This window comes from Lysobacterales bacterium (assembly GCA_019634735.1).
Taxonomy (GTDB): domain Bacteria; phylum Pseudomonadota; class Gammaproteobacteria; order Xanthomonadales; family UBA2363; genus Pseudofulvimonas.
On the sequence record JAHCAT010000009.1, the window covers coordinates 39,282 to 62,569 of the forward strand.

General features: G+C 66.5%; 20 protein-coding genes. 6 read left to right on the forward strand and 14 right to left on the reverse strand.

Annotation, left to right across the window (positions count from 1 at the left end; translation table 11 throughout):
- Positions 1–16: 16 nt before the first annotated feature.
- The 9 genes from KF823_09730 to KF823_09770 all read right to left on the reverse strand — a co-directional run bounded on the left by KF823_09730 (position 17) and on the right by KF823_09770 (position 10,093).
- Entirely contained in the window at positions 17–1,123 is a 1,107-nt protein-coding gene (locus KF823_09730; protein MBX3726185.1) for a radical SAM protein, read from the reverse strand.
- Positions 1,124–1,125: 2 nt separating this feature from the next.
- A complete protein-coding gene (locus tag KF823_09735) occupies positions 1,126–1,785 on the reverse strand; it encodes a hypothetical protein (protein ID MBX3726186.1) in 660 nt (219 codons plus the stop codon).
- The gene (locus KF823_09740; protein ID MBX3726187.1) at positions 1,775–2,218 is read right to left on the reverse strand and encodes an NUDIX domain-containing protein; all 444 of its coding nucleotides are present in this window, start codon (positions 2,216–2,218) and stop codon (positions 1,775–1,777) included. Before KF823_09740 ends, KF823_09735 begins: the two co-directional genes overlap by 11 nt.
- 21 nt (positions 2,219–2,239) lie before the next feature.
- Complete coding sequence (locus KF823_09745; GenBank protein ID MBX3726188.1) at positions 2,240–3,064, reverse strand: hypothetical protein; 825 nt, start codon at positions 3,062–3,064, stop codon at positions 2,240–2,242.
- A gap of 1,057 nt (positions 3,065–4,121) precedes the next feature.
- On the reverse strand, positions 4,122–5,027 hold the full coding sequence (locus KF823_09750) for a hypothetical protein (protein ID MBX3726189.1): 906 nt from the start codon (positions 5,025–5,027) through the stop codon (positions 4,122–4,124).
- Between the two features lie 575 nt (positions 5,028–5,602).
- Positions 5,603–6,685, reverse strand: coding sequence for a TniQ family protein (locus KF823_09755; GenBank protein ID MBX3726190.1), 1,083 nt, complete (start codon positions 6,683–6,685; stop codon positions 5,603–5,605).
- Entirely contained in the window at positions 6,640–7,527 is an 888-nt protein-coding gene (locus KF823_09760) for a TniB family NTP-binding protein (GenBank protein ID MBX3726191.1), read from the reverse strand. The genes KF823_09755 and KF823_09760 overlap by 46 nt, the downstream gene beginning before the upstream one ends.
- On the reverse strand, positions 7,524–9,434 hold the full coding sequence (locus KF823_09765; protein ID MBX3726192.1) for a DDE-type integrase/transposase/recombinase: 1,911 nt from the start codon (positions 9,432–9,434) through the stop codon (positions 7,524–7,526). The genes KF823_09760 and KF823_09765 overlap by 4 nt, the downstream gene beginning before the upstream one ends.
- A complete protein-coding gene (locus tag KF823_09770; protein MBX3726193.1) occupies positions 9,431–10,093 on the reverse strand; it encodes a TnsA endonuclease N-terminal domain-containing protein in 663 nt (220 codons plus the stop codon). The genes KF823_09765 and KF823_09770 overlap by 4 nt, the downstream gene beginning before the upstream one ends.
- Here KF823_09770 and KF823_09775 point away from each other — a divergent pair.
- Positions 10,057–10,902 (forward strand): ATP-binding protein, encoded by an 846-nt coding sequence (locus KF823_09775; protein ID MBX3726194.1) that lies wholly within the window; start codon positions 10,057–10,059, stop codon positions 10,900–10,902. The two genes, KF823_09770 and KF823_09775, sit on opposite strands and share 37 nt — an antisense overlap.
- Positions 10,903–11,422: 520 nt before the next feature.
- Here the strand turns inward: KF823_09775 and KF823_09780 are convergent.
- A complete protein-coding gene (locus KF823_09780) occupies positions 11,423–13,885 on the reverse strand; it encodes a serine/threonine protein kinase (GenBank protein MBX3726195.1) in 2,463 nt (820 codons plus the stop codon).
- A gap of 346 nt (positions 13,886–14,231) precedes the next feature.
- Between KF823_09780 and KF823_09785 the strand changes: the two genes are divergently transcribed.
- Positions 14,232–14,633: a VOC family protein gene (locus KF823_09785; GenBank protein MBX3726196.1), complete on the forward strand. Its 402-nt coding sequence runs from the start codon at positions 14,232–14,234 to the stop codon at positions 14,631–14,633.
- Between the two features lie 95 nt (positions 14,634–14,728).
- Here the strand turns inward: KF823_09785 and KF823_09790 are convergent, their stop codons facing one another.
- On the reverse strand, positions 14,729–16,141 hold the full coding sequence (locus KF823_09790) for a hypothetical protein (GenBank protein MBX3726197.1): 1,413 nt from the start codon (positions 16,139–16,141) through the stop codon (positions 14,729–14,731).
- 146 nt (positions 16,142–16,287) lie between these two features.
- Between KF823_09790 and KF823_09795 the strand changes: the two genes are divergently transcribed.
- The 3 genes from KF823_09795 to KF823_09805 all read left to right on the forward strand — a co-directional run bounded on the left by KF823_09795 (position 16,288) and on the right by KF823_09805 (position 20,496).
- Complete coding sequence (locus KF823_09795) at positions 16,288–17,184, forward strand: hypothetical protein (protein ID MBX3726198.1); 897 nt, start codon at positions 16,288–16,290, stop codon at positions 17,182–17,184.
- Between the two features lie 301 nt (positions 17,185–17,485).
- A complete protein-coding gene (locus KF823_09800; protein MBX3726199.1) occupies positions 17,486–19,573 on the forward strand; it encodes a S8/S53 family peptidase in 2,088 nt (695 codons plus the stop codon).
- A gap of 14 nt (positions 19,574–19,587) precedes the next feature.
- Positions 19,588–20,496, forward strand: a complete 909-nt coding sequence (locus KF823_09805) for a hypothetical protein (GenBank protein MBX3726200.1) — start codon at positions 19,588–19,590, stop codon at positions 20,494–20,496.
- Positions 20,497–20,536: 40 nt separating this feature from the next.
- Here KF823_09805 and KF823_09810 read toward each other — a convergent pair whose 3' ends face one another.
- The 3 genes from KF823_09810 to KF823_09820 are packed head-to-tail and all read right to left on the reverse strand — an operon-like array spanning position 20,537 to position 22,364.
- A complete protein-coding gene (locus KF823_09810) occupies positions 20,537–21,130 on the reverse strand; it encodes a lysophospholipid acyltransferase family protein (GenBank protein MBX3726201.1) in 594 nt (197 codons plus the stop codon).
- A gap of 8 nt (positions 21,131–21,138) precedes the next feature.
- Positions 21,139–21,561 (reverse strand): aminoacyl-tRNA hydrolase, encoded by a 423-nt coding sequence (arfB, locus tag KF823_09815; GenBank protein ID MBX3726202.1) that lies wholly within the window; start codon positions 21,559–21,561, stop codon positions 21,139–21,141.
- Between the two features lie 47 nt (positions 21,562–21,608).
- Positions 21,609–22,364, reverse strand: coding sequence for a pseudouridylate synthase (locus tag KF823_09820; GenBank protein MBX3726203.1), 756 nt, complete (start codon positions 22,362–22,364; stop codon positions 21,609–21,611).
- Positions 22,365–22,449: 85 nt separating this feature from the next.
- Here KF823_09820 and KF823_09825 point away from each other — a divergent pair, with 85 nt between their 5' ends.
- Positions 22,450–23,277 carry an NYN domain-containing protein gene (locus KF823_09825; protein ID MBX3726204.1) on the forward strand — a complete coding sequence of 276 codons (828 nt, stop codon included), beginning with the start codon at positions 22,450–22,452 and terminating at the stop codon, positions 23,275–23,277.
- The last annotated feature ends 11 nt before the right edge of the window (positions 23,278–23,288 follow it).

Genomic DNA, 23,288 nt, shown 5'->3' on the forward strand with positions numbered 1-23,288 from the left:
GGTGCTATCTCGACTGTCACACGGCGTCAGACTTCCACAGACGACATATGGGAACAATATCGGGATAAGCCTCACAGGAAGCGGCACCCATTGCATACTTCTCAGCTGGACAGCCGCCGCAACAGGATGCCGGAGACTTACAACTGCCACAGCTCGGCCGAGACAGTGCCTGTGCAAAGAGTGTGAACTCGTTAGTGCCGGGATTCACCCTAATCCCGTCCTCGTCCATCGTGCAAAACTGAAAGTCTGTATCAAAGAGGTAGGAGCATACGTAGCATCGACCATCGGGGAATATCGAGATGCGGTCCATCGTCCTGCCGATGCACCCTCGATAGCCTTCGTCGTAGTATTTTTGGACCTCGCTGACCCGTACGTAAGTCGGCTGGTACCAGATCTGGCACTTCGATCGACCTTGTTGCTGCTTGAGCGCGTCGCAGAACTCGACCCATTCGACGGGAGTCAGCGCTGCACCTTCGTCCCCCTTTCCGGTCCCGATCGTCGAGAATACGTGGTACTTGACCAACGTGACGCCGGTTTCATCCGCGAGCGCGATAAGATCCAAACAGTCTGCGACGTTGTTCTTGCTTACGGTACATATGAAGCGCACGTCGTATCCAGCCGCAGCCAGTGTCTTTGAAGTCTCAACTGCGTACTTGAACGTGCCCGGCCCTCGGACCCTGTCGTGCGTCTCTTTACTTCCCCCATCAAGGCTGATCTGGATGTAATTGAACAGCGAAGGATCTAGATTCAGGAATGTTCTGCGGGCTGGACCCAAGCCGTTTGTCGTGATGATCACCTTCTCGTATCCGAGTTCGTAGGCCGCCTGGACGCATTCCCGAAATTGCGGATGAGTGGTCGGTTCGCCACCCAGCAAAGTCAACTTGCTCCCGCCCATCTGTCGCCACAGTGCGAGAGTCTTTCGCACCTTTTCTAGTGGCATCACACGCGCAAGGTCAAGGCGCTCCCCCATGTAACAATGACTGCATCTGAGCTGGCAGACTTCAGTAATGTAGAGATAGACGTTGCGGAAGCGTCCATACTCGATGCGTTTCTCTGTCTCAGGGAATCTGGCCCATCCGTAGTGGTCGGGTGCCACAGGAATTTTTTCTATGATCTCCGCCATGGCTAAATCACTCCTTTTTCCTTGAGCTTTCGGACCATTTCCCTGTATTGAGCTTCTGTCATCCGCTTTTCGACTTTTTCGGAACGGGACTCCTGTGAGTTCGAATACTGCGTCCACGCTTCACCTTTGGTTCGGTCCATGACGGTGAACTGTGCTTTGGAAGCTGGCCCGCGGATGATCAATGAAATGGTGCAGGGCTCGGCTCCGATCGAGTGGTAAAGATGTTCTTTTAGAAAGTAGGACGTACCCCGTTCGCGACGCTCCACAAACTCGAGCTGAAGATCATCCGGCGTAGCCGTGCCCATCGAAATCTTCCGCTCCGGCTTGATCGTGTAGAGATAGTGTTCATAGCTGCCCGACAGCACTCTTGCTGCATAAGGCCACCGATGATTGTGTGGGCGATCGAACCTTCCGTCGCCGAATACATGCAGACGGATGCGAGCGTCTGACTCGACGTCGTGATGCAGAACGAGCTTGTCCAGGATGTCGTAGTGCTCGCACATACACCATAGCTGCGGTGCCCGCCGGCACTCTTCTACCGCCGCGCGCAGCGCATCCCGATCTTCGGCCAGGTGGGCGAGCAACTGCCGAGTATCGCGAGATACCTGCTCGGTATCCGACCAATTCAATTGTCTGACGACAGCTGCGTACTCATCGAACATGCCAGCCACCAAATTCTGAGTAGGGTATTCCCTTTGCAACGTGCTGTAGCGCGAATCGAATGTAATCGACCACGTTATCGATCTCGTGTAGCTTCCCCAGATCCATCCATCTGAGCTCTGCGCATTTATGCGGCTCCTGGTTGGTCGGCGTCCCGGCCCATGTGGTGCACCTAAAGAAAAACGCGATTCGATCGCTGTTCGAGCGATTGTGCATAGTGTGTACGAGTAGCAGGTTCTCGCTAGCGATTTCGATACCAATCTCCTCACGGGCCTCTCGCTGCATCCCCTGCGACAGGGTCTCGTTTGCTTCGAGGTGACCCGCAACTAGGCTGAACTTGCCATCCTCAAAGCCCGTTCCGGCACGCAGTGAGAAACATGCGAGCGGGCCGTCGACGAGCAGCAAATGAAGATCAATTGTCGGCGTTGGCCTCATGTGCTGCGACCCTTTAAGCAATCATCGAGACTCGATGGTGGGGTAGGCGAAGAAGCCAAAGAGCGTGGCCTGATCCCATTCAGTGAGATGTATGAAGTTTCGCGACAGCGCTTCAGCAACATTCTTCGCCTTGAGCAAGCGATTAGGCCCATCGAAAAAGTCATCGATCAGCAACGTTCTGAGGAGATCACGTTCGGAAGGACTAAGCACTAGTTGCTCGATCGCGCTTCGAATCGCTACTCCAGCATGCGATCGCAATCCCCGCCCGCCCGGACTTGCAACGCGACTTATCCGCGTGGATCGGTGCGCTACACGTTGCTTGAGAACTGCCTGGAACGCTTTAAGCGATCGCCTTCGACACTGATACCCATGGCGCCGAAATTCTGCAACTACATCCTTTGGTTGAGGGTTGCCGTCGATCTCGGCGAATCCTTCACCAGGAAAAAGCACTGACGCCTGCTCCGTCGCCTCCTGCGACGTATCGGGCACGTGAATCGCATTCTGAATTCGATTGAGATGACCGATCTTCGCTCTGAGACAGCTTGTCTTCGAGGGAATGGCCGGACCTTGCTCGGCCTTTAGTCGCTCTTGAATATCCCCACCTGCCTCGTGTGAAAGGAGGAGCGCGATCCAAGGCCCTACGCGGGCAAACCGTCGATTCACGTGCCACGAATCTCGCGCGGCATCGAATCCGTTCTCATAAGCAAGGCGATAGAGCTGGTCATTCATGTGAATGACCTGATAGGCGCAGATTTCGTAGCCACTCTCGCCGAGAGCTCCGAGCGCTCCGAAAAGCCCACCGGTTAAGGTCACATCTGGCTTCAAATAGCATAGAGCTCGCTGCATCCTAGCAAACTCAATTTGGTGGTGAGCATCAGAAAGCGCATCTTGCTATTGCTTCAGCCGCATACGGCAGCCTGAATACGATGCGATTCCGTCAGCCGCATTACGGTCTAGCGATGCGGCAAACCGCCGCGTAGCAATCCAGGCCCCTATCTCCCACAATCCAATGTACTTGTCAACTACAGGCTTGTGCCGCACAGGATAGGTTCAACGAGGTTCCGAGTGCATCAACGTCCACAGCAAGAAAGCTGCGCTGCCTTCTGCTCGTCTACAGTCCTCGTGGACGTTGGAACGCCCCATCTTCGTCTGATTGCGAGACTGCGTACTGATCGCGAAGTGCCCATCGGAACGCGTTCTTTTGGCCGGGACGCATCGCGGCCGCTAAGACACATCGCCGGTCCCGGACGTGATCCGCCTTGCACAGGGACGGCCCCAATGGCCAGCCTGTCCGCGCACTCGCCCCCGCGCCTGCCTGATTGGACCGTGCGAACCTCCGGTTCGCTCCGGCTCTCTGGTGCATGCGCGCTGGCGCTGGTGGTTGTACCTGCCTCTGTTGTTAACTTGGTCGCTGGCCAAACTGCCGGTTGCAGCGACGCCGCCGGAGGGGCGTTCGCTAAACCTGGACGCGCCGCCTACGGCCCTGCACAAAACGTCGCTGGATCTGGGTGCCGTGACCGAAGGCTAGCGGGCGAAACCGCTCGCGCCGCCCGGCCTCGACGAAGGTCCGACGCCATGCCTGTTCGTCAGCCTCTCGATGCCCGAAGCGGCGATAACAGAAAGATCGGCCAGGCGCGGCGCGGGCGCGCGCCATCACGCTGAATCACCGGCTGTCGAGCAACACCCAGTCTCACGTACTTGGGCGACACCCACCTTCACGCACCCCGGGTCGGGGCAAGGCCAGGCCCTGGCGGCCCTTGTTTGTCGGGAATGGTGAGTGAGGGCGTGGCTGCGCTTCCTGCGTCATGCCGCGACCATTCGGCGCCAACAACATTAGCTGTCGTAAGGTGGACTGAACGAACGCCGGGTCCTTGCTCAAGACCCAGAGCCTGCACGATAGAGGTCAACGAGACGCTGTCTCGACCCTGTCCGCCCATACTTTCACCAAATGCCGCATGGCCTCTGGGACTCGAACCCTGTCGTGCTCATCGAACAAATGAAGTTCTTCGCCTCGCTCGACCACGTTCCACCTGCTGTGACCCAGACGTTTAGCAGGAAAGCCAAACGCCTTGGCGATCGCGCGTTGTAAGAGCTTCAGAGGCGCCTTTTCAATACCGACCTGCTCGATCTTGGCCATGAGCACGGACAAGTCGCGCACGGTCCGCGGCGGCCGATCTTTACCGGTGCTACGCTTCGGCATAGTGCACTCCCAGCCCAGGATCGTTCGACCAAAGGTCAGCCAACGGAACAGGCTCGCCCGCGCCCCTGGATGCCTGCGCAGGAAGTGCTGCAGCTGGTCGTCATCGCAATGCCCGTCCTCTCCGAGCCCCTCGTCTGCGCACAGCTGGCTGGCGGCAGTGAGGTAGAGACGCATAGTTCGTGCTGGCGTCTTTTGCTCATCCAGCCAGCCGACGTAGCGATTGAGCACCGCGGCATAGGGCGCACGGCGCGAGGCGCGCAGTTTCTCCGCAATCCGGCTTCGCTCAACGTGCTCGACCTTGGCAGCCTCGTCTAGGCTGACCCCAAGGTGTACTTCGAGGAAGCGCACGGGCAACACATGCCTTCTCAGCTCGGCCACGCTGAACGTCTCCAGCAGGCCGTTGCCCCGAAGCGTATCTGGATTGGCGACAGATGCATCCAGCCGGGAGAAGAATGGAAAATGGCGGGCAAAGACCTTGGCCAGGAGCGGCTTGTCAGGCTGCGCCTCATGCAGCCACTGGCCAAAGGCGAGATAGGCCGCCCGTGACCAATCCCGCTCAAGTGCCAACATCTGGACTAAAGCATCACGCTCGATACGCTGCCGGTTCAAACAGGCAATACAGCGGCCATGACCGTCACCCGCCAGCATCGACCCGCACCCCGGGCATGCGTGAACCTTCTCGGCCCCAGGTGTGCACGCCTCGCAGTGGGGTTTGCCGCTAGCCAGCAAGCCTGCGATGGGCCGATAGCGCCGGCAAGATCCACAGCTGCGATGCGTCAGTCGGTTACGGCAAGCACCGCAGATCTTGTCCTCGATCCGCAGGCGCGGCGCCCGGGACAGGTGCACGCTCGCTTGGCCACACCACGCGCAAGGTTCGGGCTGCAGGAAGTAGGGCGAGCACGACCCGCACACAGGCCGCCCGCCAACCAGTCGCCCGGCCTTTCCTCGCACTGGACGATCGCAACGCAGGCATTTGCGAGTCGCCCGCTCGCATTGCCGACAGACTGGCTCAGCGGTTGCATGCTGATGGGTTCGCGTTGGCTTCGCGCAGCGGGCGCACTGCAGAGGAACAAAAACCCGCGCGTAGCACGAAGAGCAATACTCTGCTCCCTTGTGGAGGCGATGTGCGTTGACGATCGTGCGGCCGCATTCGTCGCAGTACCGCTGCCCCTTGGAATCGATGCTCATTCGCTGATCGCCTGCCACAGCAGTGCCGCGCGTGTGGCCCGCCAATCAGTACTGCGACGCCGTTCGTGCTCCAGCTTCGCTCGCAGCGCGTGGGGCTTCCTCGGAACTACCTTACGCGTCCTCCCCGCCGGCAGGTCCTCTACCGCTGACCTCAACCAGTCCGGCAACGACTCCCGTGCGAAACGTCGCTGCGTCAAATTCTGGTCACGCGCGATCTTCTTGAATTCCAGCGGCCAGCTGGCCAACACATCGATAACGAGCAGCACCACTTCGGCGCGGGTTTGGACGCGGGCCAGCTCCAATGGCCGAGCGTGACGACCGGCAGGATCAGGCGGCGAGTGTATGCGGCGCGCCAGCAGGCTGGCTAACACCCGGCTGCCGTGGAACAGGTCTTCACGACAGACGGGCTGACCGCCAATCTCCGCAATGCCACCATTCAGGGCACGATCAAGGTAGGACTGCGCTTGGATTACCGCGCCGATCGGTACGCTCGGATCTTGCGGCGTCCTTCCCAGCATGCGACTGCAGAGCTGACACCGCCTCACCGAGAGCATCTGCCGGTGAATGGCCAGCGGCGCATCGCAATGGGGACAGGCGTCCTGCAGGAGCCGCCGATGGCGGCTGCATGCCACCATGAAGGACATGCGCCAGTCTAGGCAAAAGACCGGCCGGTCTGCCAGGCAATCGGGGCAGTATTGCAGGCCCCAGCCCCGTCGCAGGCGATGGTAGATGCCGATCCGATTGATCCAGGGAGCCGGTCCGCGTGTCACGCCCCCTCTCAACCCGGCCTCTGCGCCGCGGAGTGTCATCTGCACCACACGCGCCAACGCAAGCCCCGACTTGACCGCGATCGCGGCGAGCAGTGTGTCCGATGCAGAACGATCGATATCTCGGTTCCAGATCGGAATACTGGGAAAGTGAAATGCGCAGAAGCGGTATGGAGCCAGGCCGTGTCGCTGTGCGGCCCTGACCAGGAAAGAGCTCAGCAGCTCATCTTCCTGGGGCTCGATGGGCAGCGGCCAACGCATCTCCCTCACACCACGCGCGCCACTGATTCCCAATCGCCCAGGCGCGTCCATCCCAAATCATCCAAGACAGAGGCGGTGATGCGCTCCACGCCAGCCTTGATGGCGTGCGCCGATGCGGCCTTGAGCAACTTCACGGTGCCGCCAATGGTGTCCCCGGCCATACCGTAGAGCTTCGGGGCCAGTTCGCGACTGGCCAGCTGCGACGGCTCAGCGAGCGGCAGCAGTTGCTCGTAGCTGGCCAGGAACCGCAAGTACTCGCCGTTGAGCTTCCACCGATCCAGCGCCGTCGGTTCAAAACGCGATTTCATCTGCGGATCGGAGTTCAGTGCGTTGATCGCCGCTTGCGTGCCGGCTGCCACGATCGAGATCTTCAACTCGTTGCTGAGCCCCTTGATGGCGGCCAACAGATCGCCGGCGGCCTTGCCCGCGTTGGTGAGATTGTTGAACTCATCAATCACCAGTAGGCGCACGCTGGCATATTGAAGGACGGACTTAGCCTGCCGCTTCTTGATCGATGCGGGATCCTTTTCGCGATGCGAGATGGCCAGCGCCCAAAGCAACGTCGACCAGAACTCGGTCTCGTCCGGCGTTTCTGGCATCTCGACGCACAGGATCGGTGCGATCGGCGAACCCGACTCCGTCATCTGCACAGGATGTCGATTGGTGAAGTGCTCGATGATCGAACTCTTGCCGTTGCCGCTACGCCCGACCACCAGGAGGTTTGGCATCCGCAGGCTTCGTGGATAGGCCAGCAGCTGATCCAGTTGGTCAAGGATTTGCGTCGCCCGGGTGTAGCCAATCCAACGATCGGTTTGGCAGAACGTGATTCGCTCCTCCTTTGGCAGCTCCAGAGCCTGCGCAACGGCCGGGGTGAGGTGGCTGTATCGCGTCATCGGACGAGCGAGACCTCATCGAAGGGTCGGATAGGCTCATCGAACGGATCCGGCTCGATCGTGGACGTTGGCGCCGACAGGTGTGAGACAGAAGGGGGCGCTTGGGGTTTTGGAACGAAATGCTTGGCCGTGGCCGGGTTGCGAGTTGCTTGTCGCCTCGCGGCTTTACTCTTTTTCTTGGCTTCGGCGACCTTCGAGCGCATACGCTCCAGGGCCTCAAAGATCAGGTTCTCATCCACGCCACGGCGCCCCTCAGCCTTCAGTCGTGCCTGCACCTCTCTCAACTCCCAGGCGCTCATAGCCGGATAGCCGATGTTGCGATACGGCAGGGCCGTATAGCGCCCGTCCTTCGGATCGAGGAAGTACACCTTGCTGATGTCACGCGGATCCCGTCGGATCAGGAATTCGCGTTTGGCCCTGACGTTGTCCGGATCCATAGCGCTGACGTAGGGATCCAGCACCGGATCGTAGTAGCTGATGTTGTCGATCTGGATGCCGTATTGCTGCACGGAGCGATGGAAAAAAGGCATGAAGTCCAGATGGATCCGCAGCGCATCTTCCGGCATCGGGAACATGCCGGTACCTGTGGAGTTCGCATCGCCCAGGATGCCCAGGCTCCACTTAGTCTTGGGAGACATGCCAAGTTCGGAATGTACACGTTGGTGATAGACGTTGACGATGAAGTCAACCAGATGGTTCTCGAACTCCTTAAGCGTCAGTGCTGCCATGGCTTCGGAGTTGTAGCCGCGGCGCTGTTGGGGGTTGGAGAAGGTTGCCCCCGGCAGCTTGCGGAGCTGATTGGCCATGGTGCCCATCAGCCGCTCGATGTGGCCGCCAAAGTGCGGAAGCGTGACCGGACGCCATTGCAGGTCGATGCCGTACTCCTCGCAGGCCCGCTTGAGCATCTGGCCCCGGAACTCCTTGCCGTTATCGCTGTGGACCGCGCTCATCGCGCCCCACACGGGCCACTCACCGCCAACGCCGAGCTCGGCCAGATATTCCCGCTTGGGGCAGATCGCATGCGCCAGGCACATGCCTACTGAGATCGCTGCGGGTTTCTCGAAGGTGACGTAGATGCCCGCGACAATGCGGCTGTACACATCGATTGCTAGCGTGATCCAAGGACGTCCAACGGGCCGGCGATGGACCTCATCTACTAGGATGATGTCCGCCTCGGTGTGGTCGATCTGGACTACGGAAAGCGGGTGGTTTGCCCCCGGGAAGGCACCTTGGATTGCCTCGTAGCGATTACGCGCCACATCTCGAAATCCGCGGCGGCGGAGTGTCTGGGCAGGTTCAAGCGCGGCAATGCGGTTTCGAATCGTGTTCGAACTGGGCGCATCGATCTTGGCCAAACGGCAACGTCGAATGACTTCATCAACGACGTCCTGTTTGTTGTGGCGCTGCTTACTCAGGTATACGTCTTCGATGGCAGAGCTGATCACTTTTTCCTGCTCATCCCGAAGCAAGATCGTGCCGCTCTTGCGGCCGCGTTTCCCCGGGACCAGCGCCGACACGTGTCCTGCGGCCTGATACAGCTTCAACCACTTGTACAGCGTGGACGCGTGGATGCGCTCCTTCTCGGCGAGCTTCTCGGCCATCGCGCGTGTCCGTAGCGGGTTCTCTAGCAGCGGTTTGATCGCCGAGAAACGCCGCTGGGCTTCTGCCCATTCTTCCTTGCTGTAGTGGGCCAGATCGCGCTCAAGGTCCGCCTTGGATTCGCCGTCCCTATCCGGAGGTAGCGGCGTGATCGACTCCACCCGCAAGCGTTGGCTTTCATGACTTTCAAGATCGACCGCAAGGACGCTGTCGACAGATAGCAGGTGGGTGATGCGAAAGCGCCGATCGCCATGTCTCACTAGCTGGCCCGGTTCGGCGCGAAAGAATGCCTTGGAAATGCCGCTCATGCGCCTCTTCCCGGCAGCCAAATCGGCGCGCTCATTGTGAGCGGCACCTGGAGATCAGCACTGACTCGACGGGTAGCGATGAGCTTCCACAGCATGGGCAGCGCCGCCATCCGCGACTCTTCGGACCAGTAAGCCGCTGCAAGGAGGGCCTGTGGCGTGGTTGTACCGAGCGCTCGCAGCGTGTATAGCAACTGCTGCAAGAAAAGATCCTGATCAAGCAGTGCGCGATAGCGGCGCAGAAACCTGGCGTTATCTAGGAGCGCTGTTCGGATGTGCCGCTCCGTCACAAGCTTGAAACGCCAGCCGTGTTCCCGGCAGTACCCGACCGCGGCCTTGAACCGCGGGCGGTACGCCGACCAGTTCGCGTGCAGTTCTCTGGCGGGCTTCACCTCATACACCATAGTGATTACATGCGATCCCAGCGCGTAGTCAGCCCGCACGTCTGGCGTGTAGCGGCGCGTCGCCCCTTCATGCTGGTAGCGAAGGGAAAAAGGTTGAACCTGAATGGCTTGGACGCGGGGGTCGAAGTCGAGCGCCAGCAGCCAGTCGCGCTCCAGCGAAGACTCGAAAACGGCGACCCCCCCATCGCCCAGAGTTAGGCGCCCGGTTAGGCTCCTCCGGTTTGTCCGTAGCTCGCGTACAGGGGTGTCAGAACTCAGTCGCGCCATTAAGCAGCATTCCGGAGGCAGTCGCTTCTATTCGCATACCACGGTCGTGTCATTTGTTGCAATCATGCTCGCCAGAGCCAGGCTTGGCAATAGATCGAGTCGCGGCAATAATTGGAAGTCACAGCGGCAGCCGGCCGCGACCGGGCGAGATCTCGCTGGCCCATGGCGGCGTCCTGTTCCTGGACGAGCTGCCCGAATGGGGAAGAGCGGTGCTGGAGGTGTTGCGCGAGCCGCTGGAGTCCGGCCGCATCGTGATCTCGCGGGCCGCCCGCCAGGCGGAGTTTCCGGCACGCTTCCAGCTGGTCGCGGCGATGAACCCCTGTCCCTGCGGCTATGCCGGCGATCCGGCAGGGCGCTGCCGCTGCACCGGCGAGGCCATCGGCCGCTACCGGTCGCGCCTGTCCGGCCCGCTGCTGGACCGCATCGACCTGCATGTCGAGGTACCGCGCCTTGCGCAGCAGGTCCTGCTGGCACCGGAGGGTGGCGGCGAGCCGTCGGCCAGGGTGCGTTCGCGGGTGGCCGAGGCGCGGGCCGTGCAGCACGCGCGCAGCGGTGCCGACAACGCCCTCCTGGCCGGCCCCGCACTGCGCCGGCACGCCGCCCTGGGCGCCAGCGAACGACGCCTTCTGGAACAGGCCGCCGAGCGACTGGAACTGTCCGCCCGCGCCTGCCACCGCATCCTGCGGGTGGCACGCACGATCGCCGACCTCGACCGCGCTGCGGCGATCGGCCAGGCCCACCTGGCCGAAGCGGTCAGCTACCGCTGCCTGGACCGCCCGGTCGCGTCCGCCCATTCCTGAGGGCGCGCACCTGGGGTACGGGGCGCCCCGGCCAGCGCGCGCCGCCGGGCCGGCAACGATGCAGATCATGGCCAGCCCCGACCCTCTCCCCCGGCCCCTCTCCCAGAGGGAGAGGGGAGCAGAGCGCGCTCCAAATCGCGCATCCCGAGTCCCGAATCCCGAATCCCGGGTCCCGGGTCCCGAATCCCGGACTGGCGACGGCACCGCACTTCTCCCCTCCCCCGCCTGCGGGGGAGGGGCGGGGGAGAGGGCCGCCCCGGCCAGCGCACGCCGCTGGGCCGGCAACGATGCAGATCATGGCCAGCCCCGACCCTCTCCCCCGGCCCCTCTCCCACAGGGAGAGGGGAGCACAGCGCGTTCCGCTTACCGTACACCGAGTCCTGGTCCTTGGTCCCCGATCCTGAGCTGAGACACGACGCTAATCGGGCCTGCGGGGGAGGGGCGGGGGAGAGTGTACGCGCGCCGCACGCTGCCCGGCGCCCAGTCAGGGCGCAGCCGCCCGAGCCGCCGCGTTGTCCGCTCAGTTGCCTGCGCCGAGCGTGGCGACGATCAGGCGCTGCCACCAGTCGCCGCCAGGGTGCGCGACCAGCGCGTCGGCCAGCGTCGCCAGCGACTGCCGCAGCCCGGCGTCGCCCGGCGCCAGTCGCCAGCGCGCCAGCAGCCGGCAGGCCTCGACCTGCAGGTGGACGGAATGCCCCTCGGGCAGCCGGCCGGCGAGCAGTGCCGCCGCCTGGTCGCAGGCCAGCAGGGCCTGGGCGGGCGCATCGTCCGCGAGCGCGATCTCGCCCATGGTCCGACGCAGGCCGGCCTCGGCGATACGGTCGTACTCGGTCCGTGCCTGGTAGCCGCCTGACCATATGCGCCCGATGGTTTCGCGCGCGGCCGCGATATCGCCGGCGCGCGCCTGCACCAGGGCCAGTGCCGCCATCGAGTTCATGGTGCCGCCGTTGTCCGCCCCGAAGCTGGCCAGGCGTGCCTCGGCGGCCCGCCGCAGCGGCTCGATCGCCTCCGGATAGCGATGCTGGCGCGCCAGGGCGACGCCCAGCTCGTGTGCCGCCAGAACCGCCTGCGGGTGGCCGGTTCCGAAGCGCGCCACGAAGCGCGCATCCAGGTCGGCCAGCAACGCGACCGCCTCGTCGATGCGGCCCACCCCGATCAGGGCGGTGGCGACCGGAAATCCCGCGGCCAGGGCATCCGGGTGCTCGGCGCCCAGCGCCTGCCCGCGCAACCGCCGGGTCTCCTCGGCGGCCTCCAGCGCCTCCTCGCCGCGGCCCAGCCTCGCCAGGGCCAGGCCGAGTCCAGCGGCGATGTAGGCGCGGCTCAGGGCTGCAACCCCGGCTTCCTGGTCGGGCCCGGGCCCGGCGCGCTCGGCGAGCTCGGCGAACGCCACGGCGGCGGCCTCGAAATCGCCGGTCAGGAAGGCGTTCCAGGCCAGGTGGCGATCGGCCTCGACACGCCGGGGGTCGCGCGCGTCCAGGACCTCGAGGTCCGCCGCCAGTTCCCGCAACAGAGTGCGATGGCGGTCGTAGCGGGTGGCGACCTCCTCGACATCGGCCCGGCGCAGCCGGTACCTGACCACGGTCGGGTCGTTCGCGCCGAGCAGCGGGCGGGCGCGGGCGATGGCCAGATCAAGGGCCTGCGCGGCGGGTTCGGTGCGGCCCAGGTTGAGCAGGGTGTCGCCCAGTACGGCGTACAGCTCGGCGGCGATCAGCGGTTGCCCGGCCAGGCGCGGCTCGACGCGCGGGATGGCCAGTTCGATCAGTTCGCCGATCGGCGCATCCTGGGCGTTGACGCCGTACGGGTCGGCGGCGCGGATCAGGTCCTCGCTGAGGAACTGGTTGATCGCCCGGGCGGTGGCCGCCTCGCGTTCGGCGCGTGCCGCCGCGGCGCGCGCCAGGTCGCGCTCGTCGCGGATGCGCAGCGCCGAGGTGGCCGCGGCCAGCGCCAGCACGATGAGCACGCCGGTGGCGACCAGGACGCCGCTGCGGTTGCGGCCGACGAACCGGCGCAGCCGGTAGCCCGGCCTGCGGCCAACCGCCGCCAGAGGGCGCTGGTCGAGGAAGGCCCGGACGTCGGTGGCCAGGGCGTCGACGGTGGCATAGCGCTGCCCGGGCAGGTCGGCGGTTGCACAGGCGATGAGGGCGCGAAGATCGGCCGGCAGCCGATCGGTACCGTCCTGGCGCCCGGCTACCGCCTGCGCGTCGGACCGGGTCACCGTCGACGGCTCGTCCTGCGTGGCCAGCAGCCGCTGCAGCAACCTGCCCAGTTGCCAGATGTCGGCGGCCACCGTCGGCCGCTCGCCGCGCTGCTGCTCAGGGCTGGCATAGCCTGGCGTGTGCGCACTGCTGGCCAGGTCGTCGTCGCCGTCGACCAGGTGGGTGATGCCGAAATCCAGCAGCTTGACGGTGCCGCTGCCATCGACCAGCACGTTGGACGGCTTGATGTCGCGGTGCAGGAAGCCATGGCCGTGCGCATGAGACACCGCCGAACAGACTTGCAGGAACAGCAGCAGGCGCTGGCGCAGGTCCAGCGCCCCGTCCCGGGCATGCGCGTCGATGCGAACGCCTTCGATCAGTTCCATGGCCAGCCACGGCTGGCCGTCCGCGGTATGGCCGCCATCGAGCAGGTGGGCGATGTTGGGATGGACGAGATCGGCCAGGGCCTGGCGCTCGCGCAGGAACAGCGTCCGCCTGGCCTCGTCCTGGTGGCCGCTGGCGATCCACTTCAGGGCGACCGCCTGGCGGTACTCGCCGTCGTCGCGCTCGCCCCGGAAGACGATCGCCATGCCGCCCCGGCCCAGCTCGCCGGTGATCCGGAACGGACCCAGGCGCTGGCCCGGACGGGGCGCCTCGGCACTGCGCGAGCGCGCCAGCAGCGAGGCCGCGACGCTGCCCAGCAGGGCGCCCCCGGTGGCCAGGTCTTCCGGACGGATCGGCATCGGCACGGCCCTCGAGCGCGCGGCGCGGGCCGCGACAGCGGTCATGGTGGACAGGGTCCGCCCGTCCCGGCAAGCAGGACCGGCCCGGCTCGACGATACTTCGCAGCCTGGTCGCGGCCGGACGGAGGGCCGGAGTGTCCGGCAAGCCGCTCCTGCGGTCGCCGATCGTCGCGCCGGGGCGTGGCCTGTTTCGGTTGGCCGTATCGATGTCGCGTCGAGCGCGCACTCGCCGTGCACCGGTCCGCGGCTCGCACCGCAACGCGGACTCGGCGGACTTGCCACGCGCCCTGGCGAAACAGGCTTGGCACGGATCCGGCCGGCGCCCTGGCCTGCCTGCAATCGATATCGGAGCACGAACATGAGTGGCGGATCAGGCGCGGCGATCGCCGGTATCGAGCAAAGGGTGGCCCTGGTCTCGGTGCTGGTCCGCGACTACGACGAGGCCCTGGCCTGGTACTGCGGCGTGCTGGGTTTCGCCAACGTCGAGGACCGGCCGGTGCCCGAGCAGGGCAAGCGCTGGGTGGTGGTGGCGCCACGCGGGGGCGCCGGCGCCAGTCTCCTGCTGGCGCGGGCGGCACAGCCGGAACAGGTGGCAAGGATCGGCGACCAGACCGGCGGCCGGGTGTTCCTGTTCCTGCACACCGACGACTTCCAGCGCGACCACCAGCGCTATCTGGCGGCCGGCGTGGAATTCGTGCGCCCGCCGGAACGCCAGCCCTGGGGCCAGGTGGCGGTGTTCCGCGACCTCTACGGCAACCTCTGGGATCTCATCGGGCCGTCCGCGCCGGGTTGAGGTGCCGCCGGGTGCCGCCGGGGGTCAGAGTGCCTTTTCCCCCGAAGGCCCGGGCACGGTAAGCCGGGCGGCCGGGAAAAGGCACTCTGACCCCCTCAGGGCAACTGCCGCAGCAGCGCGGCGATCGCCGGGTTGTCCGGGTGCAGGGGCTGCAGCTGTTCCAGCAGACGCCTAGCGCCGGCGCTGTCGTCGCGGCTGAACGCCATCAGGCGTGCCATCTGCACGCCCACCTCGGCATGGTCCGGGTGGCGGCGGTGGCGGTTGAGGAAGTTCAGCAGCAGGCGCCCGGCCAGCTGCACGTGCTGCTGCTGGGCCAGGCGCTTGCCGATCGCCAGCACCTGGTCGGGGCGATCCATCAGGAAGGCGCGGTCCAGCTTCAGGCCGGTGCCGACCAGCCAGGCCAGCTCGCCCGGGCGGCTGGCTTCCTGCCAGTCGTTCGCCAGCACGGCCAGTTCGGGCAGGACCGGCGCCGGGTCGGCCAGGCCGGCCAGGCCGGCTTCGAAGCCGGCGCTGTCCAGGCGCCGGCCGCGCAGTTCGGCGACCAGCCGGCGTGCCGCGGGGACGGCGCCGTCGCTGGCCACCAGTGCCGAGAATCGCGCGGCCTGGTCGACCGGCGCCGCCGCTGCCGCCGCCGCGGCGACCGCACCGGCGATGTCGGAGGGCGCGTCGGCGCCGTCCGGGTCGGCCTCGACGCCCAGGTGCGGGCGCAGGGCCCGCTCCTGCACGAACCACCAGGGAATCGCGATCAGGGTCGCCACCGCGCCCAGCACGGCGAAGATCAGCATGCCGAACTCGAAGAACAGGCGCACGATCGTCTGGCCCAGGCGCTGCCCGCCCAGGTGCACAGCCAGCACCAGGACCGTGGCGATCACCAGGCTGGCCGGCACGAAGCGCCCGGGCTGGCCGAACACGGCCGCGAAGCTGTCGGACAGGACCTCGGAGAACGGCTCCTCCGCACGGATCGCGCGGACATAGGTCAGCGCGCTGACGCTGGCCAGCATGATCGCCAGGGGCGAAAGGGCGATGATCACCGCGTAGATGCCCCACAGGCCCAGGCTGTTGAACAGGCTGAACATCAGGCGCAGCACCGCGGGTGTCTGGAACAGCGAGCCGATCAGCTTGCCCACCACCCAGCCGGCCACCGCCCAGAACACCATCAGACCGACCAGGGTGCCGGCGGCCTCCACCAGCGGCCGCACCGCCCCGACACCGTACGGTGCGCCCTCGGCCGCGGCCAGGGTCCGGAAGCCGGTCACCATGATCGCGGTACTGACCACGGTCTGCAGGACGGCGTCCAGGAATCCGCGCCAGCCGCCGGACTGGAACGGCCCGGCCAGCGTGATGTGCGGCAGCAGCCAGATGAACGCGCCGAAGGCCAGCGCGAACGGCGCCACGCGCGCCAGGTGGCCGGCCAGCAGGGCGAAGGTGGGTGCGAACCAGGCCAGCATGCCGGCCTCGGACAGACGCTCGTCGAGCGGATGCTCGCCGCGCCGCGGATCACGTTCCATGTGCGGTCCTCCCTGGACCGGCGCAGTGTAAGAACTGGGCGGCCCGGCGTACAGCGTCGGCGGCAGGAACGGTGCCCGTTCTGGACGCGCCAATGCGACACCTCCACACTGGCCTGGAGGCGCGTCCCGATTCCGGAGGTGGATCCATGCACCCGCTCGCACGCCCGATCGCCCTGGCCTGCACCCTGGCCCTGGCCGCCCCGGCCGTGGCCGCGGAGCGCGGCTGGACGGTCGATGTGCGTGCCGGGCATATCGAGGGACCGGGGATGACCAACAAGGAGCTCGACCTTCTACGGCGCATCGATGGCATCGAGGAGGGGCGGCGCTCTGGTCTGGGGTTGCGCTGGGAAAATGGCGGAACCTGGTATGTACGCGGCGAGTACACGCGAAGCGTGCTCCGCTACGAGAGTCCATTGAATCCTGCATGTCCCGTCACGGCCAATCAGTTCCTGCCCCCGTTTCGCAACTGCCAGGCCATCACAGATCCCCGTATCGGCCAGATCCGGGATCGGCATCACCAGCTCGATTTGACGGCCGGCTACCGATGGAACCTGTTCGGCTGGCTCGATGCCCATGGCGAGCTGGGCTATGGCGTGACCCAGTGGCGCTCCCGGGAGGACATCGAAGCGAACGCCACAGCCGGATGCCTGGCTTTCAGTGTGGGGATCCCGCCCAGACGTTTGTCGAATTGCGTCGAAGTCAACCGCCATGCCCGCGCCGACGGCCTGGTGGCCGCCCTGGGCATCGACCTGTGGCCGGCCAGCCGGTTCTCGCTGACGGCGAGGATCAACCACCAGTCGTTCCGGTATCGGATCTACCGGAACGACCTGTACGCGCGTTTCGCCACCGCCAACAACCTCAACCAGGCACCCGGCTTCACCTTCTCCACCCTGGTCGCCCGCGAACCCCGCGGCTCCTGGACCTGGGGCGCGCTGCAGGCGCGCTACGCGCTGACGCCGCGGCTGTCGGTGCTGCTGCAGGTCGAGGGGCTGGGCAACCGCGACTGGGAGACCGTCGACCTGGGGCTGCGGGTCCGGCTGTAGATGCTCAGCGCTTGCGGCGCTACGCGGGCCGCGCACGTCGCGGCCTCAGGCGCCGCACAACTTGCCGGTGCTGCAGAAGCGACGATCCTGCACGGTTGACAGCGCAACTAACGCGAGGTAGAAGCAGATTTCACGCATCGGCGGGGAGGCTCTCGATGACAATGATGGCCGTGGTCCACACGTCGATACGACGAATTTTCGGGGGGGGGGGCTGCTGCGCGTCCTGCTTGTTTTCGCCCCGGCCCCGGCCGCGATTGCCGAACCCTCCGAGCTGGCAAGGTACCCGGCCGTTGCGCCGGACGTGGTCCAGGCCTTCCAGCGTGGCGATGGGCGGGTCGAGGTGCTGCTTGCGGTAAGGGGCTTTCCCGACGGCATGCCGTTCTACCGTCCAGTGGTCGATGACGCCCCGGAGCGGCGCGCTGAAGTTCTCGAACAGGTGTTGCGCGCCGTTCAGCCCATCGAGGCGGCACCCTCGGTGACCGTTCTGGCCAGCTATCCCCGGTTCGGCACGGCGCATCTGCGCCTGGGCCTGGAGGCCGCCCTGCAACTGGCCAGGCACCCGCTGGTGCATGGCCTGTCCACGCCCCGCAGCTATCGCCAACAGGCGGACTTTGCGGTGGAAGCCGCGCAGTTTACGGCGCTGCATAGCCAGGGCTGGCGCGGAGGCGGGCGCAAGATCGCGGTAATCGACGGCGAGTTCCAGCCGGCCGAGCTGCCGGGCCTGTTCGTCGAGGAGCACTGCTTCTGTCAGCGGGCCAACGGGCAGCCCTGTTGCCCGAACCAGCAGATCGAGCAGCACGGGCCTGGGGCATCGGCCACCACCGGCTTGACGATTCAACCCGATCACGGGAACCGGGTGGCATCGCTCGCCGGTGGGCTCTCTTCCGGCGGCTCTGCAGCGCCAGATGCCGGTGTGATTGCCATATCTACCACGGTCCAGGACCCTGATTTGCTCCGGGCGCTCAACTATCTTGCAACCCGCGCCGACATCGACGCGGTGGTGATGAGTTTTGGTTGGGGATCGCACCAAGGAATCTGCAATTTCTCCCCTGTGCTCAATGGCTTGCTTGGTGCCCTGAGCGCCTTGGAACAACAGGGTGTAATGCTGGTTGCGGCTGCGGGCAATGCTGGTGGCAATACGGCCATGTTGTCCCCAGCCTGCCTTTCGCCAATGATGGCAGTGACCGGTACGTGGTCCTGTGCAAACCTTGGAGTGAAGTGTCCCGGTGGCTCAGGCCCTGACGTGCTTTGGAGCCAATCGTCGCTCAGCGCAGCAGCCACCGACATTGCGGCTCCCGCAGGTCCGATGATCCTTCCCACCGGGCTACAGAACCCGAGCGCGGGCACATCCTGGTCCACCCCCTTGGTCGGCGGATGCGCGGCGGTGCTCCGGCAGGCCTACCCCGGCGCCAGCCCGTCGCTGTTGAGAGCTGCGTTGCAGTCGTCCGGGCTGAGCGCGACCCGGCCCGGTGCACCGGTAGTGCCGAGACTGGGCTGCAGCCAGTCCATGGCCTGGCTCGCCGGCAATGCGCCGCTGCCGCTCAACCAGCGCGGCATCACCGGCAACTGGTACAACCCCGCGACCGGCGGCCAGGGACTGAGCCTGGAGGTCGTGGTGGACCACTTCAGTCCCGGACAGGGCCTGCTGTTCGGCGGCTGGTTCACCTTCGATGTGGCGCCGGCAGGCGGCGATGCCAAGCAGCGCTGGTACGTCCTGCAAGGCTCGGTGACGACGGGCTCCTCCACGGCACAGCTTGGCATCGGCACCTCGGTCGGCGGCAACTTCGATGCGTCGCCCAGCCGTCCGACCGATCAGGTGGGCACCGCGACGTTCTCGCTCAGCCACTGCAACGAGGGCATGCTGACCTATCAGTTCACCGACGGCTCGGGCCGCGCCGGCACCATTCCGCTCGCACGCCTCCTGTCCAATGTGAACTGCACACAGGCGGGAAACAGCGGAGGCGGACACGCGGATTATCTGCTTTCCGGCAACTGGTACAACCCGGCCACCGGGGGGCAGGGCCTGGTGTTTGAATTCAATCCGGTCAATCCGGCCGTATTCGCGACGTGGTTCACCTTCGTGCCCAATGGCCAGGGAGGCGGCCCTGAGACCCAGCGCTGGTATTCGCTCCAGCTCGATCCGAGCGGCTACACGCCCGGCACGCGCGTGTTCCACGGTATTCCCATTGGGCAGACCACCGGTGGCGTGTTTGCCGGGGGGGCGCCCTTGCCTTCGATCATTCAGGTTGGCACTGCCAGCCTGCAGGTGATCAGTTGCGGTTACCTGATTCTGACCTACAGCTTCACAGCCGGTACCAACGCCGGGCTATCCGGCTCCATCCCCCTGCAGCGGCTCGCCGGCGGCATACCGCCCGGCTGCAATTTCTGAGACAGGAGCAGGCCATGAACAAGCTGTGTCTCGGGCTGGCGGGCGCCATCCTCTGCCTGGCATCGGTGGCATCGGTGGCCCCGGTGGCCGCCGTCGAGCGCGGCTGGACGGTCGATGTGCGTGCCGGGCATATCGAGGGACCGGGGATGACCAACAAGGAGCTCGATCTTCTACGGCGCATCGACGGCATCGAGGAGGGCCGGCGCCTCGGGCTGGGCCTGCAGTGGGAGAGTGGCGGGCAGTGGTACCTGCGCGGCACCTATTCGCGAAGCGAGTTGCGCTACGAAAGCCCGCTCAATCCCGCGTGCCCGGCGGTGGTCAATCGCTTCCTGCCGCCGCGAACGTTATGTCAGGCGATCACCCCGCCCCGTGAGGGCCGGATCGAGGACCGTCACGGCCAGCTCGACTTCGTGTTCGGCTACCGGCTTGGCCTGACCGACTGGCTCGACGGCGTTGCGGAACTCGGATACGGGGTCTCCCGCTGGCATTCGCGCGACGATGTCGAGGCCACGGCGACCGCGCGCTGCCTGGCGTTCGACGTCGGTGTGGGCTTCTACCGCAACCCCGACTGCCAGCAGGTCGTCCGCCGGGCTCACGCCGATGGAATCGTCGCCGGGCTGGGCGTCGAACTGTGGCGTACCAGCCGACTCTCCCTTGCTGCGACCCTGCGTCACCAGGCCTTCCGCTACCGCATCTATCGCAACGACCTGTACCCACGATTCGCCAGCGCCAATGGCGTGAACCAGGGGACCGGCTCCGGCATCGACACCCTGGTGGGCCGCGAACCCCGCGGCTCCTGGACCTGGGGCGCGCTGCAGGCGCGCTACGCGCTGACGTCGCGGCTGTCGGTGCTGCTGCAGGTCGAGGGGCTGGGCAACCGCGACTGGGAGACCGTCGACCTGGGGCTGCGGGTCCGGCTGTAGGGCGCAGGACGTCGCGGCGTCCCGCCTGCCGCGCGCGGGCTCAGACCGCCGACTTGCCGCCAGCGCCGCGCCAGGGGCGGTACAGGGCGCGCAGGGTGGCGATGTCGGCGTCCATGTCGGCGCCCGGGTGCAGCGGCGGGCCGATGCCGATGGTGCGCTCGGGGTAGTGGAACCAGGCGGGGATGATCGGCACGTCGGCGGCGCGGGCGATGCGCCAGAAGCCGTTCTTCCAGCGCGCCACCGGCTTGCGGGTGCCTTCCGGGGCGATGCCCAGCCAGAAGCGGTCATGGGTGCGGAACTGCGCGACCGCCTGGCGGACCATGTCGCCGGCGGCGCCGCGGTCGATCGGGATGGCGCCGAAGCTGCGCAGCATCGCGCCCAGCGGCCACCAGAACAGTTGCCGCTTGGCCAGGAAGTGCACGTCCAGGCCGATGTACTGCTTCATGGCCAGGCCATGGAAGCCGTCGAAGTTGCTGGAATGCGGCGCGACGATCACCACCGCCTTGGGCGCGTCCGGAAACCGACCGACCAGGCGCCAGCCGGTGGCGCGCAGCCAGGCGGCGCCCAGGTGCCGGGACAGGCCGGTGCGCATGCGCGGCGCGTTCGGCGGCAGCGGTTCGGCGATGACGCGCATGGTGCGGCTCAGTCCTCCAGGCGCGGCCGGCCGCGGTTGCGCTTGACCGCGCCGCGGCTGGTCTTGGCATCGACGCGGCGGCGCTGCGCCGCGCGCGAGGGCCGGGTGGCGATGCGCGCCTTCGCCACGTGCAGGCCGGCGCGGATGAAGTCGGCCAGGCGCGCACGGGCGTCCTCGCGGTTGCGGCCCTGGTCGCGGAAGCGCTGCGCCTGCAGCACCAGCACGCCGTCGGCGGTCAGCCGGCGGTCGCGGCGCGCCAGCAGGCGGGCACGCAGATCCTCGGGCAGGGACGGCGAGTTGCGCACGTCGAAGCGCAGCTCGACCGCGCTGGCCACCTTGTTGACGTTCTGGCCGCCGGGCCCCGAGGCGGTCACGAAGCGCTCGACCAGTTCGGCGTCGGCAATCGCGAGGGTGGGCGTGATCTCCAGCATCGGCGCAGTGTAGCGGGGCAGGCCCGGCACCCGCCTGGCACCGTCGATCAGGTGCCGTGAGCCGTGGCGGGCGCCCCGGGCCAGGGCGGCAGGTCCGCCTCGGGTGGCCAGCCCAGCGCCACCAGCACCCGCTGCCAGGTGTCGTCCAGCGGCGCCTGAAGGCGCAGCGGCCGGCCGGTCAGCGGATGCGCCAGCGCCAGCCGCCACGCGTGCAGCAGCATGCGGTGACTGCCGAAACGCTCGCGGAACAGGCGGTTGTGCTCGCCCCGGCCGAGGGTGGTGTCGCCGACGATCGGGTGGTGGACATGGTGCAGGTGCCGGCGCAGCTGCCGGTAGCGGCCGGTCAGCGGCGCCAGCGCCAGCAGGGCGTAGCGCTGCTGCGGATAGCGGCCCAGCGCGATCGGCACCTCGACGGTGGCCAGGGTCCGCCAGCGGGTCAGCGCCGGCTTGCGCTCGCCGCTCATGCCGCCCACGGTCAGCGGATAGTCGACCTCGCCGTCGGGCGCGGGCCACCCACGCACCACGGCCAGGTAGGTCTTGGCGACGTCGCGCGCCATCAGCGCCTCGCCCAGGGCGCGCGCCACCGGCTGGCTGCGCGCGACCAGGACCAGGCCGCTGGTCGCGCGGTCCAGGCGGTTGGCCAGGAACAGGGGGCCGTCGACCTGGCGGCGCAGGCGGTCGACCAGGTAGTCGTCGTCGCGGCCGACCATGCGGCTGCGGTGCACGGCCAGGCCGGCCGGCTTGTCGACCGCGATCAGGTCGCCGTCGTCGTGGACGATGGCCAGGGGCGGGGTGCCGGTCATCGCGCAAGACTAGCCCGGCAGGCCCGGGCGCGGGGGCCGCCGGTAGCGCGGTGCTAGCATCGGCCGGCCACCAGGAACCGCCGACATGGCCGACAACCGCCGCACCCGGCCGGCCGCCGAGGACGAGCAGCCGCGCCTGGCCGTGCTGATCGACGCCGACAACGCGCAGCCGGCGGTGATCGACGGCCTGCTCTCCGAGGTCGCGCGCTTCGGCGTCGCCAGCGTGCGGCGCATCTACGGCGACTGGACCACCAGCGCCAACAACGCCTGGAAGCAGTCCCTGCTCAAGCACTCGCTGAGCCCGGTGCAGCAGTTTGCCTACACGCGCGGCAAGAACGCCACCGACAGCGCGCTGATCATCGACGCCATGGACCTGCTGTACACCGGGCGCTTCGACGGCTTCTGCCTGGTCTCCAGCGACAGCGACTTCACCCGCCTGGCGCAGCGCCTGCGCGAGGAGGGCCTGCTGGTCTACGGCTTCGGCGAGCGCAAGACGCCCGAGCCGTTCGTGGTCGCCTGCGACAAGTTCATCTACACCGAGCTGCTGCGGCCCGAGCCGGAACCGGCGAAGCAGGCGCCGGCGCGCAAGGCGGCCGGCAAGGCCGCGGCGGCGACGACCGGCGGCGCGTCCGGGAAGCCGCCGGCGCCCGCCAAGGGCGACGCCGGGGTGCCGCTGGCGCTGTTGCGCCAGGCGGTCGAGGACGCCGCCGACGACGACGGCTGGGCCGACCTCGGCGCGGTCGGCGGCTACCTGACCAAGGTGCGCCCGGACTTCGATCCGCGCTTGTACGGCCACAAGAAGCTCAGCGACCTGCTGCGCAGCGTCGCCGCGCTGGAACTGCGCGAGGTCGCGCGGGGCGACGGCGCCGGCAAGGTGTTCAGCGTCCGCCTGCGCCGCGACGGCGGCAAATGATCGCGGCCCGG

What these genes read in the sequence shown, in the direction of transcription:
- KF823_09730 (MBX3726185.1), bottom strand. Translation starts at nt 1,123, where the DNA reads ATGGCGGAGATCATAGAAAAAATTCCTGTGGCACCCGACCACTACGGA.
- KF823_09735 (MBX3726186.1), bottom strand. Translation starts at nt 1,785, where the DNA reads ATGTTCGATGAGTACGCAGCTGTCGTCAGACAATTGAATTGGTCGGAT.
- KF823_09740 (MBX3726187.1), bottom strand. Translation starts at nt 2,218, where the DNA reads ATGAGGCCAACGCCGACAATTGATCTTCATTTGCTGCTCGTCGACGGC.
- KF823_09745 (MBX3726188.1), bottom strand. Translation starts at nt 3,064, where the DNA reads ATGCAGCGAGCTCTATGCTATTTGAAGCCAGATGTGACCTTAACCGGT.
- KF823_09755 (MBX3726190.1), bottom strand. Translation starts at nt 6,685, where the DNA reads ATGGACGCGCCTGGGCGATTGGGAATCAGTGGCGCGCGTGGTGTGAGG.
- KF823_09760 (MBX3726191.1), bottom strand. Translation starts at nt 7,527, where the DNA reads ATGACGCGATACAGCCACCTCACCCCGGCCGTTGCGCAGGCTCTGGAG.
- KF823_09765 (MBX3726192.1), bottom strand. Translation starts at nt 9,434, where the DNA reads ATGAGCGGCATTTCCAAGGCATTCTTTCGCGCCGAACCGGGCCAGCTA.
- KF823_09780 (MBX3726195.1), bottom strand. Translation starts at nt 13,885, where the DNA reads ATGACCGCTGTCGCGGCCCGCGCCGCGCGCTCGAGGGCCGTGCCGATG.
- KF823_09790 (MBX3726197.1), bottom strand. Translation starts at nt 16,141, where the DNA reads ATGGAACGTGATCCGCGGCGCGGCGAGCATCCGCTCGACGAGCGTCTG.
- KF823_09795 (MBX3726198.1), top strand. Translation starts at nt 16,288, where the DNA reads ATGCACCCGCTCGCACGCCCGATCGCCCTGGCCTGCACCCTGGCCCTG.
- KF823_09805 (MBX3726200.1), top strand. Translation starts at nt 19,588, where the DNA reads ATGAACAAGCTGTGTCTCGGGCTGGCGGGCGCCATCCTCTGCCTGGCA.
- KF823_09810 (MBX3726201.1), bottom strand. Translation starts at nt 21,130, where the DNA reads ATGCGCGTCATCGCCGAACCGCTGCCGCCGAACGCGCCGCGCATGCGC.
- arfB (MBX3726202.1), bottom strand. Translation starts at nt 21,561, where the DNA reads ATGCTGGAGATCACGCCCACCCTCGCGATTGCCGACGCCGAACTGGTC.
- KF823_09820 (MBX3726203.1), bottom strand. Translation starts at nt 22,364, where the DNA reads ATGACCGGCACCCCGCCCCTGGCCATCGTCCACGACGACGGCGACCTG.
- KF823_09825 (MBX3726204.1), top strand. Translation starts at nt 22,450, where the DNA reads ATGGCCGACAACCGCCGCACCCGGCCGGCCGCCGAGGACGAGCAGCCG.